Here is a 17,988-nt window from a genome sequence, read left to right on the forward strand (position 1 = left end):
CGTGCTGCCGGTTTATGCTTGGCTTTGATCGTCGAAGATCTCCCGGACGATGTAGTTCGGGGAGGCATCGTCGCGATAGTAGGTGCGCGCGATCATTTCCGCCAGGATGCCGGTGGTGATCATCTGTACCGACGAAAGCAGGAGCACGACGCCGACCATCAGCATCGGACGTGTGCCGATATCGTTGCCCATGATGAACTTGTCGAACCCGAGATAGAGCAGGATCAAGATGGCAACCGCGCCGAGACCGAGACCGAGCGAGCCGAAGAAATGGCCGGGCCGCGCCTTGTAGCGCATGAAGAACATCACCGACAGCAGATCGAGGATAACGCGGAAGGTGCGCGAGATGCCGTATTTCGAAACACCGTGCTCGCGCGCATGGTGGGTGACGGCCATCTCGCCGATGCGCGAACTCGGGACGACGCCGGCGACCCAGGCTGGGATGAAGCGGTGCATCTCGCCCATCAGCTTCACCTGCTTGATGATCGAGGCCCGGTAGATCTTCAGGCTGCAGCCGTAGTCGTGCAGCTTGACGCCGGTGATGCGGCCGATCAGGTAGTTGGCGCACCAGGAGGGAATCTTGCGCAGGAACAGACCATCCTTGCGGTTCTTGCGCCAGCCGACCAGCAGGTCGAGTTCGCGCCGCTCGAGCTCCGAGACCATCGCAGGGATGTCCTTCGGGTCGTTCTGCAGGTCGCCGTCCATCGTCGCGATCAGCCGCCCCCGGGCGGTATCGATGCCGGCCTGCATGGCGGCGGTTTGGCCGAAATTACGCTGCAGCTCGACGATCCGGAGCGCCAGGCCCTTGCGGCCGACGAATTTTCGGGCGTTGACGAGCGTCGCATCCGTGCTGCCGTCGTCGACGAGGATCAGTTCCCAGCGATGAGGATACTCGGCCATCGCCGCAACGATGCGCTCGACCAGCGGGCCGACGCTTTCCTCTTCGTTGAAAACGGGCACGACCAGCGACAGCTCGAGCGATTGTACCGGATCATTCGTGCCGCGAATGGGCTCTACCGTTGTCTGCAACTTTGCATCTCCAAAAGGCCGGGCGGCCTTGCAATCTTACTGCCGCCACCGCGCTTGCGGAAGCCTACTACATGAAGTGTCCGCCCGTTGCCAGCGGGCAATGCCGCTTTCCCCGCAATCGGCCGACTTGCCGAAACCCTACTTCGCGCCGCCTTCTACCCAGGAATAACCAATCGAGAACGTATGTTTGCCGTCACCGAAAAGATAGGGAAGGGTCAGCGTCTTCACCTCCTGCAGATGAATACCCGACTTCACGAGATCATCGGCAAAGTCGGGAGAAATGGTGGGGTCATTTGCGGTTTCTCCGCGCCAGACGACGAGCACAGGACCCTTCGCAGCCGCATATTCAGGCACCCCGGGGCCTGGAAAGAATGGGATCACGACGGGGACGTCGGGGAATTCCAGCTTCATGTTGCCGGCCACGAACTTGGTTCCCGCCACGATGAGAACCGGCTTGCGGGTCGCGGTCAGTTCGTCAACGAAATTCGCGAAGGGCACGTTCGTTCTCGTGTAAACGCCGGTATATTGCATGCCGACGATCCTGAGCAGAAGGATCGCCAGTATGACGACCATGAAGACCGGCACCACAGGCCGGAAGCGTGCTAGGCCGGCGGAAAGATCGACGCCGGCGGTTTCGAGCTTCAGGAACAGATAGATCAACATGATGAGCAGGCACGGGTCGAGCCAGCGCTCGTGGATATCGCTCGCGCCGGCGACGATGACGACACCGACGAAGGCGAGCAGGCTCACGATCATCATTCGCTCGATGACCCGGATCATCGGACTGGACGCGGAAAGCGCACGGAAGAAATCCCGTCGGAAGGCTGCTGCGAAGAGAACGATGGGCAGTGCGACGAAGCCGAGGACGGCGATGACGAGGGACAACAGCCCCTGACCGATGCGGGGAAGGCCAGCGGCGGCCTCGTGTTCGGCGGTCATCCGCTCCATGGTCGGGGCCGAAGCGCTGATGAGATTATCGGGCAGCCATAGCGCATGCGGCAGAATGATCAGAATGGCGATTGCGAACGCCGGCAGCAGACGCCAGTCCAACAGACGGCTGCGCCACTTTCGGTCCACCAGGACCGCGACGAAGGCGGCAAACGGCAGGATGGCGAAATTGTATTTTGAGATGAGGCCGATGCCGGTGGCGATGCCGATGACGAGATAGCTCCCGATCGTCGGCTGCCGAAGTGTGCGAAAAAAGCCGAAGAGGAAGAGCGAGGTCGCAAACAGCAGGGCAACGGTATGGGTCAGTTCGCGCTGCGCCATCAGGCCGACCTGTGGCAGGGTAATCAGACTCAGCATAGCGACGGGTGCGAGCAGACGGTTATTCAGCACCTCGCGGGCAGCCAGCCCATAGAAAAGATAGCAGCCGAAGAGAATGATGTTCTTCGGAACCGAGAGCGCCCACATCGTGATTCCGGTGACCGAGACGATGGCGTATTGGATCCAGTTGTAGAAGGGAGGCTGCGGACCGTAGCCGGCCAGAAGATATTGCGAGTAGAACGATTGTTCCGCCTCGTCGAGATCAAGCGTATGGGGCAATGCGATGCGGAGCACGATGTTCAGCAGGAAATAGACTGCCAGAAAAATGCTCGCGCTCGTGATGTTTCTGGTAATGCGCTCCAACATCGATCTCCAAGTCAAGCCGGCAAGACGCCGTGATCTGTCGGTCTGCCGCGGCGGTGGTCGGCCTTAAAGCGATCTCGCCGCCGTCGCTTCAACTCCGCCGTTGTGCCCAACCTTCATTTCTCCTAAAACGCCTGGCAATGGAGCCGAGGCTCATGCCGACGCCAAGCGAGGAATGCCTACTACATGAAGAGTTCGATCGTTGAAAGCCAGCAGTCCTGGTTTATGCGCAATCGCATGACGGCGCTGACGGTCGTAATTGTCGCAGCCTATGCGCTCTTCGTACAATGGTTCTGGGGTTGGCCCGTCATCATCAGCCAATGGGCCGATGTCGGGGCAGGCCCGGTGATCGGCGCGCTCGTGGCGTTGACGAGCACCTATTTCCTGCGTACCTGGCGCATCTACGACTATTTTCCCAAGGAGACGGCGGGCCGCTTCGCGGTTCTCTTTCGCGTTACGCAGATCCACAATCTCCTGAACATCATGCTGCCCTTCCGCACCGGCGAGACCAGCTTTCCCTTGCTGATGCGCACCGAGTTCGGCATTCCGCTGACCCGCGGAACCTCGGCGCTCCTGGTCATGCGGCTGCTCGACCTGCACGCGCTTCTGGCTGCCGCCGGTATCGGCTTTGCGCTTGCCGCGGCCGATGCATTCGTCGCATGGTCGCTTTGGGCAGTCTTCCTGCTGCTGCCGGTCGCAGCTTTCGCCGCGCGCAAGCCGCTGTTCCGGCTCGCTGCCAGGCTGTTGCCTGATAAGGCGCAGAAATTCGTCGTTGAGATCGAAAACGGGCTGCCGCTCGATGCCGCAGCCTTCGCGCGCGCCTGGGCGATGACCATCGTCAACTGGCTGGTGAAGGTGATCGTGCTCGCATGGGCGCTCGGCCTGATGGGCGTGCTGCCGATGGCGGCAAGCTTCGGCGGCGCGCTCGGCGGTGAACTCTCCTCCGTTCTGCCGGTGCACGCGCCGGGCGGCGTCGGCACCTATCCGGCCGGCATCACCGCCGGCGCCATTGCGCTCGGAGCCTCCAGCGAGCGGATGGCTCTGGCCGCGCTGGCGCAGGCAAGCGTCAATGCGCATCTCTTGATCATCGTCTCGGCGCTGACGGGCACCGCAATCTCACTGCCGCTCGGGCGCCGCGGCAAGCTCTGAAATCCGTTTCCGCAAAAAAGCCTGCTCCGGCTCCTGCCGACAGAGCGACAGTGCCGTCTGATAGGCGGCGATCGCCTCTTCGGTGCGGCCAAGCCTGCGCAGGAAATCGGCGCGCGCCGAATGGGCGAGGTGATAGGACCTGAGCTCCTGACGCCCTAAAATGGCATCGACCAGATCCAGTCCCTTCGCTGGCCCTTCCGCCATTGATATCGCAACGGCGCGGTTGAGTTCCACGATCGGGGAGGGCTGCGCCGCCAGCAGCAGATCATAGTAGAAGGCGATGCGCCGCCAGTCGGTCTCTTCGGCGGTCGGCGCCCTGGCATGCTCTGCAGCGATCGCCGCCTGCGCCGTATAGGCGCTGATCTCCGCCACCCGCATCGCCTCGGCGAGCAGCGCCAGGCCTTCCGCGATTTTTGCACGGTCCCAGAGCGACCGGTCCTGGTCGGCAAGCAGCACCAGCGATCCCTGCTCGTTGCTGCGTGCCAAGCGGCGGGAGTCCTGCAGCAGCATCAGCGCCAGAAGACCACGGGCGTCAGGATGCGGCAGCAGCGCCAGAAGCAGCCGCGCCAGCCTAATCGCCTCGGCGGTCAGGTCGGCGCGGACAACATCCTCGCCGGATGAGGCGGAATAACCTTCGTTGAAAACAAGATAGATGACGTGCAGCACCTGATCGAGCCGCTGAGGCAGTGCGTCGCGGCCCGGCACTTCGTAGGGGATATTCGCGGCGCGTATCCTGTTCTTGGCGCGCACGATCCGCTGGGCGACCGTCGGCGCCGGAACGATAAAGGCATGGGCGATCTCTTCGGTGGTCAATCCGCAGATTTCGCGGAGCGCCATCGCCGTCTGGGCATCGGATGGGATAGCAGGATGGCAGCAGGTGAAGATCAGCCGCAGCATGTCGTCCTCGATCGCTTCCATATCGCCGATCTCCGTTGTGTCGACGCTGTAGAGGCTGTCCTCGATGTGATGCTGCGAGGCGTCGAAGCGCGCTCGCCGCCGGATTGTGTCGATCGCCTTGAAACGTCCTGTAGAGACGAGCCAGGCGAACGGGTTGCCGGGAACGCCATCCGTTGGCCATGTCCGGGCCGCCGCGGCAAAGGCATCCTGAAGCGCTTCCTCCGCTCGGTCGAAATCCCCGAGCAGGCGGATCAGCGTCGCCAGCACCCGGCGCGACTGGGTTCGATAAATCTCTTCGATCACGCTCTCCAGCGGCGCACCTCCTCAGTACGGCGCGGGGAGTGTCCGCACGGGCCTGAGCTCGACCGCGCCGAAACGCGCCGAAGGGATCCGTCCGGCAATCTCTTTCGCCTGCATGAGGTCCGGCGCCTCGATGACGTAGAAGCCGGCGAGATGTTCCTTCGTCTCGACATAGGGGCCATCGGTGGCGGAGAGCGTGTTGTTACGAACGCGCAGCACCGTCGCCTGGTCAGGCATCTCCAAGGCATCGGCGTGGATCATGATGCCGTCACGGCGTAGCTCCTCATCGAAGGCGAAATGCGCTTTGATGAGTTCATCGGTCTCACCAGGCGTCAGCCTGCCATCCGTGTCGGCGCTGTTGTAGATTAGGCAGATATAGCGCATGGCTATTTCCCATCCTGGATCGCGTAAGTCGGGCGCACTTCAATCGAGGAATATTTGACGATCGGAAAACTCGACGCGATCGTTTTCGCCTCCTCGATACTGTTGGCTTCGATAAGCACAAAACCACCGAGGTGCTCCTTGATTTCAGCAAACGGGCCATCGGTCGCAGAAACTTCGCCATTGCGCAGGCGGACCGTGACCGCTGTTGACGGTTCATACAAGGCGAGCGCCACCTGGAGGTGACCGCTCTCGCGCCAGCGATTGTCGCTGATGATGCACTCCTGTGTGAGCGCATCCCATTCGCTCTGAGGGACCAGCTTGCTTTTTTCCGTGTCGAACCAGATCTGGCATAGAAATTTCATCGCTCTTTCCTCATTTGGTTCCGAATACATGGATTGGCCGCACTTCGATTGCGCCGAGCTTCGCAAGCGGGATGCCGGCGGCAACGCGGATCGCATCGTTAAGGTCCTTTGCCTCGATCAGAATGAAGCCGCCGAGCGCTTCCTTCGTCTCGGCAAAAGGACCGTCTGTTACCGATGTCTCGTCGGCCCGCACACGGACCGTCACCGCCGATGTCGGCGGCTGCAGCGCCTGGGCAATGATCATATGCCCGCTTTCGACGAGATCCCGGTCATAGTTCAGGGAATTCGCGTCGAGGTCGGCCTTCTCCTCTTTCGTCATGGCGTCGAGTATCGCGCCATCGAACCAGACCTGGCAGAGATATTTCATTGCGGGCAGCCTCCTTGCAGGGTTTCAATACCTCTGGACGAATGGGGTGCGGGCATTTCGACAGCGTCAGGAAAAATCTTTTGTGCCGGTCACCTGTCGAAATGACAAGTGAGCACTCGACAAGGCTTCGTCGAAACCTGTCGAGGAGAATGGCAATGAGTATTCTTGAAATCGCGCTGGCAAGCCAGATCTGGGCGCGCCGCCATGAGAAGCGCGGGCTGGCATTCGACGAAAGCGCTGGGCTGAAGGCCCTTCTGCGCGTCGCTTTCGTCTTCGTCGCCTTCACTCTGTTGATTGCAGGGCTGAACATCGCTGCCGGCACGCCGCAGATGCTTGCGCAGAGTTCGGCGCCTGTTGCGACCGGCCGATAAAGAAACGGCTTATTGGAATGCCGTCTCGAAGAAGCTGCGCAGTTTGCGCGAATGCAGCGCTTCCTTCGGCATGGCCGCAAGCTTCTGGACCGCACGGATGCCGATCTGCAAATGCTGGTTCACTTGCGTGCGGTAGAAGGCGGTCGCCATACCCGGCAGCTTCAACTCGCCATGCAGCGGTTTGTCGGAGACGCAGAGGAGCGTCCCGTAGGGCACGCGGAAGCGGAAGCCATTGGCGGCGATCGTTGCCGATTCCATGTCGAGCGCGATGGCGCGCGCCTGGGACAGCCGCTTCACCGGCCCGCGCTGGTCGCGCAGTTCCCAGTTGCGGTTGTCGATCGTGCCGACGGTGCCGGTGCGCATGATGCGCTTCAGCTCGAAACCTTCGTAACCGGTGATTTCGGCGACGGCCGCTTCCAGCGCCACCTGCACTTCGGCCAGCGCCGGAATCGGCACCCAGACCGGCAGGTCGTCGTCGAGAACATGGTCCTCGCGCATATAGGCATGGGCGAGAACGTAATCGCCCAGCCGCTGGCTATTGCGAAGCCCGGCGCAGTGGCCGAGCATCAGCCAGGCATGGGGGCGCAGCACGGCGACGTGGTCGGTGATCGTCTTGGCGTTGGAAGGGCCGACCCCGATATTGATCATGGTGATCCCGGCATGGCCCTTCTTCTTCAGATGATAGGCCGGCATTTGCGGCAGACGGGAAAGTGTCGCATCCGTTTCCGGCACGCTTGAGCCGGGCAGGGTGACGATGTTGCCGGGCTCGACGAAGGCGGTGTAGCCGTCGCCGCCCTCCGCCATCAGCTTGCGCGCCCAGCTGCAGAATTCATCGATATAGAACTGGTAGTTCGTAAACAGCACGAAGTTCTGGAAATGCTCGGCATGCGTCGCCGTATAATGCGACAGCCGCGCGAGCGAATAGTCGATGCGCTGGGCGGTGAACGGCGCAAGCGGCGAGGGCTCTCCTGGCGGCGGGATATATTCGCCGTTGGCGATTTCGTCGTCGGTGGTGTTGAGGTCGGGCGTGTCGAAGATATCGCGCATTGGAACGTCGACAAATGCTGAGGCCGATGCTTCGACGTGGGCGCCCTCGCCGAAGGCGAAGTGCAGCGGGATCGGCGTTGACGATTCCGAGACGACGATCGGAACATTATGGCTCTTGATCAGCAGCGACAACTGCTCCTTCAGGTAATGCCTGAAGAGCTTCGGCCGGGTGACCGTCGTCGTGTAGATGCCGGGCGCCGTGACATGGCCGTAGGAGAGGCGCGAATCGACATGGCCGAAGCTCGTCGTCTCGATGCTGACCTGCGGATAGAAGGCGCGGTAGCGCGAGGCGATCGGAGCACCCTGGGCAAGGTCGGTGAAGCTCTGGATCAGGAACGCCGTATTGCGTTCATAAAGCGCTGTCAGCGTCTCGACGGCCTTGGCCGGATCATCGAAGCTCTCGGGCTGGAAAGGGGGCGGAGAGGAAATGTCGAGGGGCGACAGAGGGGAGATTCGTTTGTTCATGACGCATTATAGAGAGTTGTTTTTGACAAGCAAACGACGCGCGCCGGCCGAATCCGATTTTTTATCCTCTTGCGAGCTTGTTGCCCTCACCGCACCGTGGGCGCGCAGAAGGTTCCGCTTCTCTCCAGGCAGGTATAGTTCGCACCGAAATGCGACTGCGTACCGCCCCCGCCATTGTGCACGACGACCGCCGAAAATGTGACGGCGAAGACCGCCGCAAACAGCGTGATGATGGTGAAACGTCTTGCCAGAATATAGAACTTCATCCCAGGCCCCCGATACGCAACCTAACCGTGACATGAGTTTTGCCACACCTCGGCTGAACGAGTGCTGAGATGCCGGTTCATCCACCGTTCAGCTTGCGGGGCAGGGTCTGGCGATTGCAGTGACGATTGGCAAGTCGGGAAGACTTCGAGGGCATGCCGGCTTTTCGACCGGCATGATTATACGTTTGGGATGATTGTTGCGCCTGGTTTTATCTCGTCAGAGCCGCGTCCAGGTCTGCGTCTTGCAAAGGATCTTCATCACGCAGCCCTGCATCTTCAGTGAATTGCCGGAAATCTTTCCTGAGCCGCTATAGGTCTTGTCGGCGGCGGGGTCGGTGATTTCGCCGGCGTAGCTGCCGCCGGTCCCGGCAAGTGTGCCGATCTTGCGGCCGGTATATTTGCCAGTTTTCAGCGTCACGCAATAACTGCCGCCGCAGGCGGCAATCACCGCCGTTTCGCCGGAGGCGGTCTTCCAATTGCCGACGATAGGTTCCTCAGCATTCGCTGTGCCCGCCATCACGGCGATAGCGCCGGCAAGAATGAGACTGCGGATCATCTTTTCCTCCCTGATGTCCTCTGACCGACCGCGAAAATAACTGACGCGAACGTAAAGATAAATAGAGCCAGCTGCCGGTCGCTGAAAGCAGCCGAAAAGCCGACCGTAGAGCTTTTAAACTCGTCGCCTGCTGTTTTCATGATGAACGATCCGTTTATTTTCAAATCTGAATCTTTTGTAAAATTCGAACGAAAGTCCTTAAATCGCAGGCAATCCGATGTTTAACAAAAACCCAATTTTACCAAGCGTTTGCAGTTTGTTTGTCTCAAATTAATCATGCATTTTAGGCGTTTTTTGAAAGCAGTTTGGCATAGTCAAGCCATCAGATGAGCGGGGTAAACCCGCCGGACCGGAAGGGCCGCAAAGCCGCGTAGACGGCAGGGTCCGAAGGTAAAACAGGGTAAGTCGTAGACAGGCTAACAGGGATAAAACCGATGGCACGCTTTGAAATGCACAATGCTGAAATGGCCACCATGGGTGGCGACAACAACAGCGCCGATGTCTTCTGCGAAATGGGTCTGATGTATGCGACCGGCCGCGGCTGCGCCGTCGATCTCGTTGCCGCCCACAAGTGGCTGAACATCGCCGCGATCAAGGGCAACGACCGCGCCGCCGAGCTCCGCGCCGACGTGGCCGCCGCCATGAACAAGATGCAGCTCGTGGAAGCACTCCGCGCTGCCCGCGAATGGATGACGGTTCACTAACGCACCGACCGAGAATCCGAAACGATTCCGGACAGAACGATACCTCAACTGTTGGAGCGCCGCGTGTCCAAACGGACCCACGGCGCTCCAACAGACGTTTTCTGAGGTTGTCGGTGTTGGGACGCCTCAGACGTCCTTCGTTAGACGAGGCAAGACCTCGTCGATTGCAACGACACCTTGGGGATCAAAACATGGCGCTCAAGCGAATGGACAATGTCGGAATCGTCGTCGAAGACCTCGGAGAGGCGATTGATTTCTTTCGCGAGCTCGGCCTCGAATTGGAAGGGCGGGCGACGGTCGAAGGCGAATGGGCCGGACGTATCACCGGACTGGGAGATCAGCGTGTCGAGATCGCCATGATGCGCACACCGGACGGCCACAGCCGGCTTGAGCTCTCCCGCTTTCTGGCGCCGCCTGTCGTCGCAGATCACCGGAACGCCCCGGTCAACGCCCTCGGCTACCTCCGCGTCATGTTCGCAGTCGATGACATTGACGAGACGCTTGAGAGACTGCGCGGGCGCGGCGCGCAGCTCGTAGGGGAAGTCGTTCAGTATAAGGATGCGTATCGGCTCTGCTACATTCGCGGACCTGAAGGGATTCTGATCGGCCTCGCCGAGGAACTCCGCTGAACGCAATACGCGGACAAAAGGGGAAGACCGACCAATGTCGGCGGACAGGGATAAAAACCTCAGGCGAGCGTCTTCAGGACCTGCGGCAGCGCTTCCTCGAACAGCGCCATCTCAGCCTCCGGTCCGACGCTGACGCGGATGCAGCGATTGAGCGGCGCAACACCAGGCATGCGGATAAACACGCCATGCTCCATCAGGCCATCGACGATCGCCCGCGCATAGGCGCCGTCGCGACCGGTATCGATCGCCACGAAATTCGTCGCCGAGGGCAGCGGCTCAAGACCATTTGCCCGGGCGATGCGGCCGATCCGCTCGCGTGCCGCATGGATCTTCCCGACCACCTCGGCCAAATAGGCCTGGTCCTTGAGCGCCGCCAGCGCTGCAACCGTAGCCAGCCGGTTCATGCCGAAATGATTTCGGATCTTGTCGAAGGCCTGTGCCGTGCCCGAGGTCGAGATCGCGTAGCCGGTGCGTGAACCGGCGAGCCCGTAGGCCTTGGAAAAGGTGCGGGTGCGGACGATGTTCGGCAGATCGATGAGCGAGGGGATCGACGGCAATGAATTTGCCGGCCCCGTTTCGCTGTAGGCCTCGTCCAGCACCATCATCGTGGTCTCGGGCAGCGTCCGGGCGAATGCGACGATGCTGTCGGCGTCCCACCAGCTTCCCATCGGATTGTCAGGATTGGCGAAATAGACAAGCGGCGCATTCTCGCGCCTGACGGCATCGAGCAGCCCGTCCAGATCCTCGCGGTCGTTGACATAAGGGACGGTCACCAGCCGGCCGCCGAAACCGGCGACATGGAAGTTGAAGGTCGGATAGGCGCCGAGCGAGGTAACGACGGGCGACCCCGGCTCGATCACCAACCGGACGATGTGACCGAGCAGTTCGTCAATGCCGCCGCCGATGGCGATATTGGCGGGCGCCACACCGAGATGTGCGCCAAGTGCTTGCCGCAGCGCGAAATTGTCCGGGTCGTTGTATTTCCAGATATCGTGCGTCTCTTCGCGGATCGCGGCAAGCACGGAAGGGGCTGGGCCAAAGCCGTTCTCATTGGCGCCGATTCGCGCCAGGACGGCGCGACCGCGCTCGCGTTCGATGGCCTCGGGGCCAACGAAGGGAACTGTGGAGGGCAGGGCGCTGATGAGGGGTGTAAAGCGCGAGAAGGCGGACATGCGAAAGCGGTTTCCGGACATGTTGAGATCAGGCGCAACAATAGGCCCGGGCCCAGCCATGGCAAGCAAGATTATTCCGCAGCCACGGCGCTCCTGATGCGTCCCTTTCAATCGGCAAGGCGACGAGTGATTTGAATTGCTGGACGATTTTTCCTCGGACAGTTTCCCATCCGGGGACTTATACCGGGCTGGCGGCAAGCCTCGTCTCGCGGAACATCGGTGCACGCCTGGCGTCGATCGCTTCCATATTGCCGACAAGGAAGTCGGCGCGGACGACGCGTCGCAGAACCTCTGGATCCAGGAGGTTGATGAACCTTACCCCGATGCGTTCCTTATGGCGGTAGACCTCGGCGCAACCGATGCGATAAGCCAGGCCGAGGATGTTCAGATAATAATGTTTCGGCAGACCGGCGGTTGTCGAGACGATGAACGTCGCACCGCCCTGCGATATGTCGATGATCTCGGCGCTTCGCATCGACACGCCGGTGAGGCACGGCCGCACGGCGACGATGCGGGCCGGCCGCTTGACGTGGAACTCTTCCCAGCGCAGGTCGTAAATGGCGGATTTGACCGTCGCAAGGTGTGTGGCGCGGAGCATAGTCATCTTACATTCTCCGTCAGACAGGGCACAGTTGGGGTTCTTGCTCTGAGCAAGCTGATCTTGCTCCAGTCACGGTCCCATGAATGTTTTGCACATTCGTCAAACATATGATGACAATTTTAACGAGTTTAAATTTTGTTCCCAAGCGGGACTCCTGATGTTCACAATCGGCACGCAGGCTGTCATGCCAAGCTCGATGGCGGATTGCGCCGCGATCATTTCCGGCGCTGTTTTCTCGAACTCTTTCAATGGCCGGGCGTTCTGTCTAGATCGGCGAGCAAGGGGCGCGTCGATGACGACAGCGAGGAGTTGAAGATGACCGACGTCAGAATCCCCGGAAAATCATGGATCGTAGTCTGCAATGGAGCCAAGGCCCTGATCATGCAGAACGCCGGCGATGCCCAGCTGATGAACCTGAAGGTGTTGGAAACCCTGACGCAGCCGAACGAGCCCGATCGCGAACTCGGCGCCGACAAGCCCGGCCGCAGCCATGCCGCAGACGGATTGAGCCGCAGCGCTGTCGAAGAGACCAGCTGGCAGGAGCAGGCCGAAGCGCAATTTCTGAAACATGTGGCGGAGCGAATGGACGAGCTGACGCAGGCAAAGGATGCGCGCCGTATCGTCCTCATCGCACCGCCGAAGGCGCTCGGCACCTTGCGGCCGGCGCTGAGCGCCGAGACGCAGGCAGCGATATCGGCGGAATTGGCGAAAGACTATACCAATCTGCCGATCGACGAGATCGAGCGGCATCTCGCAGCATGATGAAACCGATCGATGAACTGACGCGGGCCTCTGGCCCGCATTTCTTGTTCGCTTCAGACCAACGGTCTCTCTCCGGCAAACAGATCCTCATGATCGGCAAACAGTGTGGCCAGGCGATCGATGACCGTCTTGACTTCCGGCCTTTGCCGCTCGTCGTCATGCGCGACGATCCACATCTCGTAGGTCAATTCATCGATGACAGGCCCGGCGCGGACGAGTTTGCGCTCCTGGTCGCCGATGAAACAGGGCAGCACGCCGCGGCCGGCGCCGCCTCGGATCAGGTAAAAGAGCATATGCGGCGTGTTCGTCCAGCTGGTGATCCAATAATCCGGCTGTTCGAAAGTCCACTTGTCCGCCGGTGTGATGGCGATGTCCGTTCCGAGTGAGATCCAGTTGCAATTGGTCTCGTCGTAATGGGCCGCCTGATAAACCGCATGCGCCACCTTGACTGAACGGCGGATCGCGACGTTGCCGCCGTCCGGCCGGCTGTGGCGAATGGCGATATGCGCCTCGCGATAGGTGAAATCGACACTCGCGTCACAAGTCTTGTAACACATGCGAAAACAGTCTTTCGGCGTCCAGACGCTGGCCAGGTGGTCGGCGATAAAGCGCGACGTCCAGCTGTCGACGACCGTCGACACAATCGGCAGCGTCAGCACTTCACCGCGCCAGTCGGAAATCGCCCGGGCCGCATCCTGCATCAGCCGGACGCGATCGAGCAGCTCCTGACCGTCCTTGGCAAGCAAGTAGCCTGTGGGACCGCGGTTGAACAGCGACCGGCCGGTCACACGTTCGAGCGCCAGCATACGCCGGCCGATCGTCGGCGCACTGAGCCCCGTCCGCGCCGCCGCCGCCGATAGACCGCCGCCGGTCGCGACATGGAAGAAAAGCTGCAGGTCGTCCCAGCTCGCCTCTTTCATGGATGAAAACCCCCTTTCCTCCATGCCTCTACATAACGGGGGCGTGAAGGCTTAGCTCAACTACTCCAGCAATAGATGGAGGATAGGCAATGCTTCTCAACTGGGTAGTTCTCTTCAACGAGGTCGCGTCCCGCAATTGCCGGATGCGCCGCGATCCCATGGCCGATCCGCTCGATGGCCCGGAATGGCGCGGACTTCTCTGGATCATAGCGATCATCGCGCATCTCTCGGCAACAAGAGGCGAGACGAGGAGGCCGCGCCGGGACCGGGCGGTGATTGGAAGACGCCTCAGTTTTCGAAGCTCAGTCGCAGCACGTGGTGCAGGAATTCCGGATTGAGCAGCATGTTGAAGCTGATCGTCACCAGTTCGTTTTCGCGCTTGACCAAGGTGGCGCCGATTTCGTCATGGATGCCGAGTATTTCGAGAAAGAAATGACTCGGCATCTCCAGGCTCGGACTGACTTCGAGCACGGCGCCGGCAAGTGTGATCGTGCGGATCAGGCAGCGTACCTGCGTCCCGGTACTGAGATGGTGGCCGACGAAGATGATATTGCCCGGCTTGTCGAGATTGAATTCCCGGTAAGCACGTTCCGGCTTGGGGTGTTCTGTGTCGAGGTGCATCTGAAAGGCCCTTTTAGCCTCCGCTCATCGTAAGCAGAGAATAATGCAAGAGTGCTGACGATTGCTGAAGATTGTCGTTAAGTTTGAAGGTTTTTGCCGAGATCGGCTGAAAATCGCACCGATTCCGTCCAGATCTGCTCCAAATTCGCGCAATTCGGGGGGCAGCCGCGCCATTCTTGACATGCCGACAGCGATCGCGCATACAAAGCCCCGGTTCGAGGCACCAGCCGCTCGCGGATGAAAATCCATGGTGAAGCCCTCGCGATCATGGTCACGGCCCCTTGTGCATGCTGACTGACGGCAATGCGAGCTCCCATTGACAGTCGAAGAGCATGCCTTGCGAAGGCTCACTCCATGACGACCTATCCCGGCATTGAAGAACTGAAGGCCCAGGCCAAGCGCCTGCGCCAGGCGATGAACGATCGCGGCAGCGCGCTGACCCACAGTGCGGCCTTGGAAATGATCGCCCGCCAGCACGGCGCGCGTGACTGGAACACGCTGGCGGCTCTGGCGGCAAAACCCAATGCGGCTGCGAAGACGCCGCTCTTCGTCGGCGCCCATATTCGCGGCCGCTATCTCAATCAGCCGTTCACTGGCGAAATCCTCTCGCTTTCGGCTCTGCCGGGTGGCCTCTACCGGATCACCATCCATTTCGACGAAGCGGTTGACGTGGTCACCTTCGAGAGTTTTTCAGCCTTTCGGCGGCGCGTGAGTGCACAGATCGATGCCGACGGCGTCTCCCCCAGGAAGACCTCGAACGGCGTGCCTCATCTGGCGCTCGATCTCTGATTTGCTCCTCATCCTTTCCTGGCTGCCCGCATGCGCTTGTTCAAGCGCAGCGGATGTCGCCCGATATCACACGGATTTCTCCATGACCGATCCTTCCAAAGGCAATGACTTCCTCACCGGCTGGCTGCCGGGCGTATTCATCAGGACTGCGGCGCCGATCGTCGCGATCACTACCGTCAACGGCCTCTTTGCTGTCGTCGACGCCTATTTCCTGGGCGCCTATGTCGGCCCCGACGCGCTCTCAGCCGTCAGCCTGATCTTCCCGGGGTTGATGCTGCTGGTCGCCCTGCAATCGCTCGTCTCAAACGGCATGGGAAGCATCCTCGCCCGCCGGCTCGGTGCCGGCGATCGCCAGGGCGCGCGCCGGGTATTTTCCGGCGCCCATACGCTGGCGCTCGCCGTCGTCGTGATCCTCATCGTGATCTACTGGACCCTCGGCGAGCGGATCATCGATGCCGGCGCCGCCGAGAACACGGCCGTGGCCGACGGCGCCATGCTTTTCATGGGCGCGATGATCGCCGCGACGCCGGTGAGTTTTTTCCTGTCGCTGCATCTCGACGGGCTGCGCTGTGAAGGCAGGATCGGTTTCATGACGGCGGTCACGCTCTCGGCCTCGCTGCTCAACATCCTCGCCAACTGGCTGTTCATGGCGGTGATGCATTGGGGCGTGCTCGGTTCGGCCGCAGGCTCCATCGCTTCGCAATTCGTCTGTCTCGCCGCCGTGCTCGTCTATCGCTGGCGCCGGCCGGCGACGCTCAGGCCTTCTCCCGCATTCGCCCTTGTCGAATGGCGCGGCATTGTCGCCTTGGGCGCTCCCATGAGCCTCGGTTTCATCGGCATATCGCTTGCCACGGCCGCGATTCTGGTCAACGTCTCGCTCTGGAGCACGCGTGATCATACCGCCACCATTGCCGCCTACGGCATCATCACCCGTATCCTGACCTTCGCCTATCTGCCGCTGCTTGGTCTCAGCATCGCCCTACAGACGATCGCCGGCAACAATCACGGAGCCGGCCTTGGGTTGCGCGTCGGCCGCAGCCTGCAGATCGCCATGCTCTCGGCGCTCGTCTATTGCAGCTTGGTGGAGATCACGGTGGAATTGCTGGCTGGCCGCATCGGCGCCGTCTTTGTTGGCGATCCCGCCATTATCGCCGAGGTCAGACGAATTCTGCCTTGGACGATCGGCGCCTATTTTCTCTTCGGGCAGATGCTGATCCTGTCGTCCTATTTCCAGTCGATCGGCGATGCGCCGCGCGCGGCGATCTTCGGTCTGTCGCGACCCTATCTTCTCACCCTGCCTCTCACCTTCCTGCTGCCTTTCGTCTTCGGCGAGCAGGGAATCTGGATGGTGCCTGTTTTTGCCGAGGCAGGCATGGTGGTGCTTGCCTTGCTGGTGCTGTCTGAGAATGCCAGGCGCCGCGGCTGGCGATACGGGCTTCTGCCCGCCTGAGAGACGGAAGCCGCGCCTTCCTGTGCGGCTTCCGTCGATTGGCTTCTATTCCTTGCCGCTCTGCGCGGCCGATGTCGAAGCCTCCGCCTCGTTCAGTGCCTCGGCGCATTCCCGGCAGCAGACTTCGACGGTCTTGCCGCCGAGCTTGACGGTGATGGTCTCGGCGCCGAGTTCGCAGTCGCAGGCAGCGCATGTGGTCTTCTTCATCGGGTAATCCTCCATTGATCGTCCCCGGATCGGGACAGCATCATAAGAGCATCGAAGACCGCGTCATCGCTGTCGAAAACTTTAGCGATTATCAACTCGGAAAGGCTCTAAGGTCGGCGTCGCAGTTGCACCGAGCGCTGGAATTCGGCCGGAGTCTGACCGAAGGCCTGTTTGAAGGAAGCGCTGAAATGACTGTGGCTGGAAAAGCCGAGATCGAGCCCGAGCGCGGTCAGATCCTCATACTGGCCGAGCAAATCGAGCGCCCGGGCAAGCCGCAGCCTCAGCTGATAGCGATAGAGCGGCGTGGCCTCGACCTGCTGGAAGACCTGGGTGAGGTAAACAGGGGAAACGCCGACTTCCGAGGCGATTTCCGCAAGCGTCCAGCGTCGCGCGAGATCGGAGGAAAGCACCAGCTTTGCCCGGTCGACGAGTTTCTGCCGGCCGAGGCTGGCGCCGGCCGCATGCGAGGTGCGCTCGCCGAGCGAGCGGCGAACCAGCGTCAGGGCCAGCGTTTCCGCCTCGAGCGTTTCGGCGACGTTGCGCCTGAGACCGTGGCGCAGCAGGGCGACCAGCGCTTGCGCGCGCGGGTCGATCCGCCGGCGCTGGCGGCGGAAGGAAAAGGCCGGGCCGGGCTGCGCCTGCTCCTTCGGCGCCAGCTCTTGCAGCATGGATTCGTCGATCGACAGGTCGATGCAGCCGTCGCCGCCCGCGATCGGATGGCTGATCCGATAGCCCTGACCGGTATTGAAGAACAGCACCTGATTGGCTTCAGCCACCGTATCCGTGCGGCCGACATGGCGCATAAAGACACCGCGATAGGGATAGACGAGGCTTGTTTTGTGAGCACATTCCTCGCCGCTCTTGTGGCGGCACTCGCCATTGCAGACGACGTCACGAATGGTGACGGTCTTGGTTTTCAGGAGCAGAGCTGTTGAAAACTGCGACATTGTATCGTCCGGTTCAGGCAGGCAGCCCGACAAGGCTGCGCTGGGGCACAGTACCACAGTGAGTCTGATGTTTCAGTAGCGGCTGTAAACGTGCACGTCGCTTTCTGTCTGCCCCCGGGAGAGGCCGACATCCTTCAACTGATCGTCGGAAAGTTCCATCAGCGCATTGTAGTTGCGCCGTTCGCTGATCTTGCGCCCCAGCCAGCGGACTGCTGTGGCGGCTGCAGAAAGAAGGCCGGGCCGCCGCGAAGAGCGGATATTGCTGGCCGGTATGGTGAAATGCGAGCTGTGCATGATGATCCTCCATCCTCATTGGATGGAGGCAGTGAACCATCACCGATAGTTTGGCGCTGTCAGATTATTT

At 60.9% G+C, this 17,988-nt stretch carries 24 protein-coding genes; 8 read left to right on the forward strand and 16 right to left on the reverse strand.

The genetic code is table 11. The annotated features are described in order from the left end of the window. Positions 1-12: 12 nt before the first annotated feature. Positions 13-1,029: a glycosyltransferase family 2 protein gene (locus NMA58_RS05010; protein ID WP_085777531.1), complete on the reverse strand. Its 1,017-nt coding sequence runs from the start codon at positions 1,027-1,029 to the stop codon at positions 13-15. 138 nt (positions 1,030-1,167) lie between these two features. Beyond that, a complete protein-coding gene (locus tag NMA58_RS05015; protein WP_434712593.1) occupies positions 1,168-2,661 on the reverse strand; it encodes an ArnT family glycosyltransferase in 1,494 nt (497 codons plus the stop codon). A gap of 183 nt (positions 2,662-2,844) precedes the next feature. Here NMA58_RS05015 and NMA58_RS05020 point away from each other — a divergent pair, with 183 nt between their 5' ends. Then, complete coding sequence (locus NMA58_RS05020; RefSeq protein WP_434712595.1) at positions 2,845-3,807, forward strand: lysylphosphatidylglycerol synthase domain-containing protein; 963 nt, start codon at positions 2,845-2,847, stop codon at positions 3,805-3,807. On the opposite strand, the gene NMA58_RS05025 is transcribed toward NMA58_RS05020, so the two are convergent. Genes NMA58_RS05025 through NMA58_RS05040 form a run of 4 tightly spaced genes read right to left on the reverse strand, consistent with a single transcriptional unit; the run spans position 3,775 to position 6,117 of the window. Next, on the reverse strand, positions 3,775-5,016 hold the full coding sequence (locus tag NMA58_RS05025; protein ID WP_434713510.1) for an RNA polymerase sigma factor: 1,242 nt from the start codon (positions 5,014-5,016) through the stop codon (positions 3,775-3,777). The two genes, NMA58_RS05020 and NMA58_RS05025, sit on opposite strands and share 33 nt — an antisense overlap. A gap of 12 nt (positions 5,017-5,028) precedes the next feature. Then, the gene (locus NMA58_RS05030; RefSeq protein ID WP_085777535.1) at positions 5,029-5,388 is read right to left on the reverse strand and encodes a YciI family protein; all 360 of its coding nucleotides are present in this window, start codon (positions 5,386-5,388) and stop codon (positions 5,029-5,031) included. A gap of 2 nt (positions 5,389-5,390) precedes the next feature. Further along, complete coding sequence (locus NMA58_RS05035) at positions 5,391-5,750, reverse strand: YciI family protein (protein ID WP_221127628.1); 360 nt, start codon at positions 5,748-5,750, stop codon at positions 5,391-5,393. A gap of 10 nt (positions 5,751-5,760) precedes the next feature. Beyond that, entirely contained in the window at positions 5,761-6,117 is a 357-nt protein-coding gene (locus NMA58_RS05040; protein ID WP_434712596.1) for a YciI family protein, read from the reverse strand. 155 nt (positions 6,118-6,272) lie between these two features. On the opposite strand from NMA58_RS05040, the gene NMA58_RS05045 reads away from it, so the two are divergent. Next, positions 6,273-6,488 (forward strand): hypothetical protein, encoded by a 216-nt coding sequence (locus tag NMA58_RS05045; protein WP_259668393.1) that lies wholly within the window; start codon positions 6,273-6,275, stop codon positions 6,486-6,488. A 9-nt stretch (positions 6,489-6,497) separates the two neighbouring features. On the opposite strand, the gene amn is transcribed toward NMA58_RS05045, so the two are convergent. The 3 genes from amn to NMA58_RS05060 all read right to left on the reverse strand — a co-directional run bounded on the left by amn (position 6,498) and on the right by NMA58_RS05060 (position 8,822). After that, positions 6,498-8,000 (reverse strand): AMP nucleosidase, encoded by a 1,503-nt coding sequence (gene amn, locus NMA58_RS05050; RefSeq protein ID WP_097599785.1) that lies wholly within the window; start codon positions 7,998-8,000, stop codon positions 6,498-6,500. A gap of 86 nt (positions 8,001-8,086) precedes the next feature. Beyond that, positions 8,087-8,266: a hypothetical protein gene (locus NMA58_RS05055; protein WP_434712597.1), complete on the reverse strand. Its 180-nt coding sequence runs from the start codon at positions 8,264-8,266 to the stop codon at positions 8,087-8,089. Positions 8,267-8,483: 217 nt separating this feature from the next. Continuing rightward, positions 8,484-8,822 carry a DUF2147 domain-containing protein gene (locus tag NMA58_RS05060; protein WP_097599784.1) on the reverse strand — a complete coding sequence of 113 codons (339 nt, stop codon included), beginning with the start codon at positions 8,820-8,822 and terminating at the stop codon, positions 8,484-8,486. A 434-nt stretch (positions 8,823-9,256) separates the two neighbouring features. On the opposite strand from NMA58_RS05060, the gene NMA58_RS05065 reads away from it, so the two are divergent. Beyond that, positions 9,257-9,526 carry a sel1 repeat family protein gene (locus NMA58_RS05065; protein ID WP_434712598.1) on the forward strand — a complete coding sequence of 90 codons (270 nt, stop codon included), beginning with the start codon at positions 9,257-9,259 and terminating at the stop codon, positions 9,524-9,526. A gap of 191 nt (positions 9,527-9,717) precedes the next feature. Then, positions 9,718-10,155: a VOC family protein gene (locus NMA58_RS05070; RefSeq protein ID WP_183703858.1), complete on the forward strand. Its 438-nt coding sequence runs from the start codon at positions 9,718-9,720 to the stop codon at positions 10,153-10,155. Between the two features lie 59 nt (positions 10,156-10,214). On the opposite strand, the gene NMA58_RS05075 is transcribed toward NMA58_RS05070, so the two are convergent. Continuing rightward, positions 10,215-11,327, reverse strand: coding sequence for a pyridoxal phosphate-dependent aminotransferase (locus NMA58_RS05075; protein ID WP_430957845.1), 1,113 nt, complete (start codon positions 11,325-11,327; stop codon positions 10,215-10,217). 178 nt (positions 11,328-11,505) lie between these two features. After that, complete coding sequence (locus NMA58_RS05080; RefSeq protein WP_183703864.1) at positions 11,506-11,931, reverse strand: PilZ domain-containing protein; 426 nt, start codon at positions 11,929-11,931, stop codon at positions 11,506-11,508. 312 nt (positions 11,932-12,243) lie between these two features. On the opposite strand from NMA58_RS05080, the gene NMA58_RS05085 reads away from it, so the two are divergent. Continuing rightward, entirely contained in the window at positions 12,244-12,690 is a 447-nt protein-coding gene (locus NMA58_RS05085; protein WP_085780021.1) for a host attachment protein, read from the forward strand. A 53-nt stretch (positions 12,691-12,743) separates the two neighbouring features. On the opposite strand, the gene NMA58_RS05090 is transcribed toward NMA58_RS05085, so the two are convergent. Next, entirely contained in the window at positions 12,744-13,610 is an 867-nt protein-coding gene (locus tag NMA58_RS05090; RefSeq protein WP_434712599.1) for a LysR family transcriptional regulator, read from the reverse strand. Positions 13,611-13,699: 89 nt separating this feature from the next. Here NMA58_RS05090 and NMA58_RS05095 point away from each other — a divergent pair, with 89 nt between their 5' ends. Beyond that, complete coding sequence (locus tag NMA58_RS05095) at positions 13,700-13,948, forward strand: hypothetical protein (RefSeq protein WP_085777545.1); 249 nt, start codon at positions 13,700-13,702, stop codon at positions 13,946-13,948. Here NMA58_RS05095 and NMA58_RS05100 read toward each other — a convergent pair. Next, a complete protein-coding gene (locus tag NMA58_RS05100; protein ID WP_434712600.1) occupies positions 13,899-14,231 on the reverse strand; it encodes a hypothetical protein in 333 nt (110 codons plus the stop codon). The two genes, NMA58_RS05095 and NMA58_RS05100, sit on opposite strands and share 50 nt — an antisense overlap. 354 nt (positions 14,232-14,585) lie before the next feature. Here NMA58_RS05100 and NMA58_RS05105 point away from each other — a divergent pair, with 354 nt between their 5' ends. After that, complete coding sequence (locus tag NMA58_RS05105; RefSeq protein ID WP_176536306.1) at positions 14,586-15,020, forward strand: glyoxalase superfamily protein; 435 nt, start codon at positions 14,586-14,588, stop codon at positions 15,018-15,020. 82 nt (positions 15,021-15,102) lie between these two features. Further along, a complete protein-coding gene (locus NMA58_RS05110) occupies positions 15,103-16,470 on the forward strand; it encodes an MATE family efflux transporter (RefSeq protein WP_434712601.1) in 1,368 nt (455 codons plus the stop codon). 45 nt (positions 16,471-16,515) lie between these two features. Here NMA58_RS05110 and NMA58_RS05115 read toward each other — a convergent pair whose 3' ends face one another. From NMA58_RS05115 to NMA58_RS05125, 3 genes are all read right to left on the reverse strand, one after another. Then, positions 16,516-16,677 (reverse strand): hypothetical protein, encoded by a 162-nt coding sequence (locus NMA58_RS05115; protein WP_176536305.1) that lies wholly within the window; start codon positions 16,675-16,677, stop codon positions 16,516-16,518. Between the two features lie 107 nt (positions 16,678-16,784). Beyond that, positions 16,785-17,624, reverse strand: coding sequence for a helix-turn-helix transcriptional regulator (locus NMA58_RS05120; RefSeq protein ID WP_434712602.1), 840 nt, complete (start codon positions 17,622-17,624; stop codon positions 16,785-16,787). 72 nt (positions 17,625-17,696) lie between these two features. Further along, the gene (locus NMA58_RS05125) at positions 17,697-17,918 is read right to left on the reverse strand and encodes a DUF1127 domain-containing protein (protein WP_097599773.1); all 222 of its coding nucleotides are present in this window, start codon (positions 17,916-17,918) and stop codon (positions 17,697-17,699) included. Positions 17,919-17,988: the final 70 nt, after the last annotated feature.

It is taken from the genome of Rhizobium sp. YTUHZ045, assembly GCF_051124255.1.
Taxonomy (GTDB): domain Bacteria; phylum Pseudomonadota; class Alphaproteobacteria; order Rhizobiales; family Rhizobiaceae; genus Rhizobium.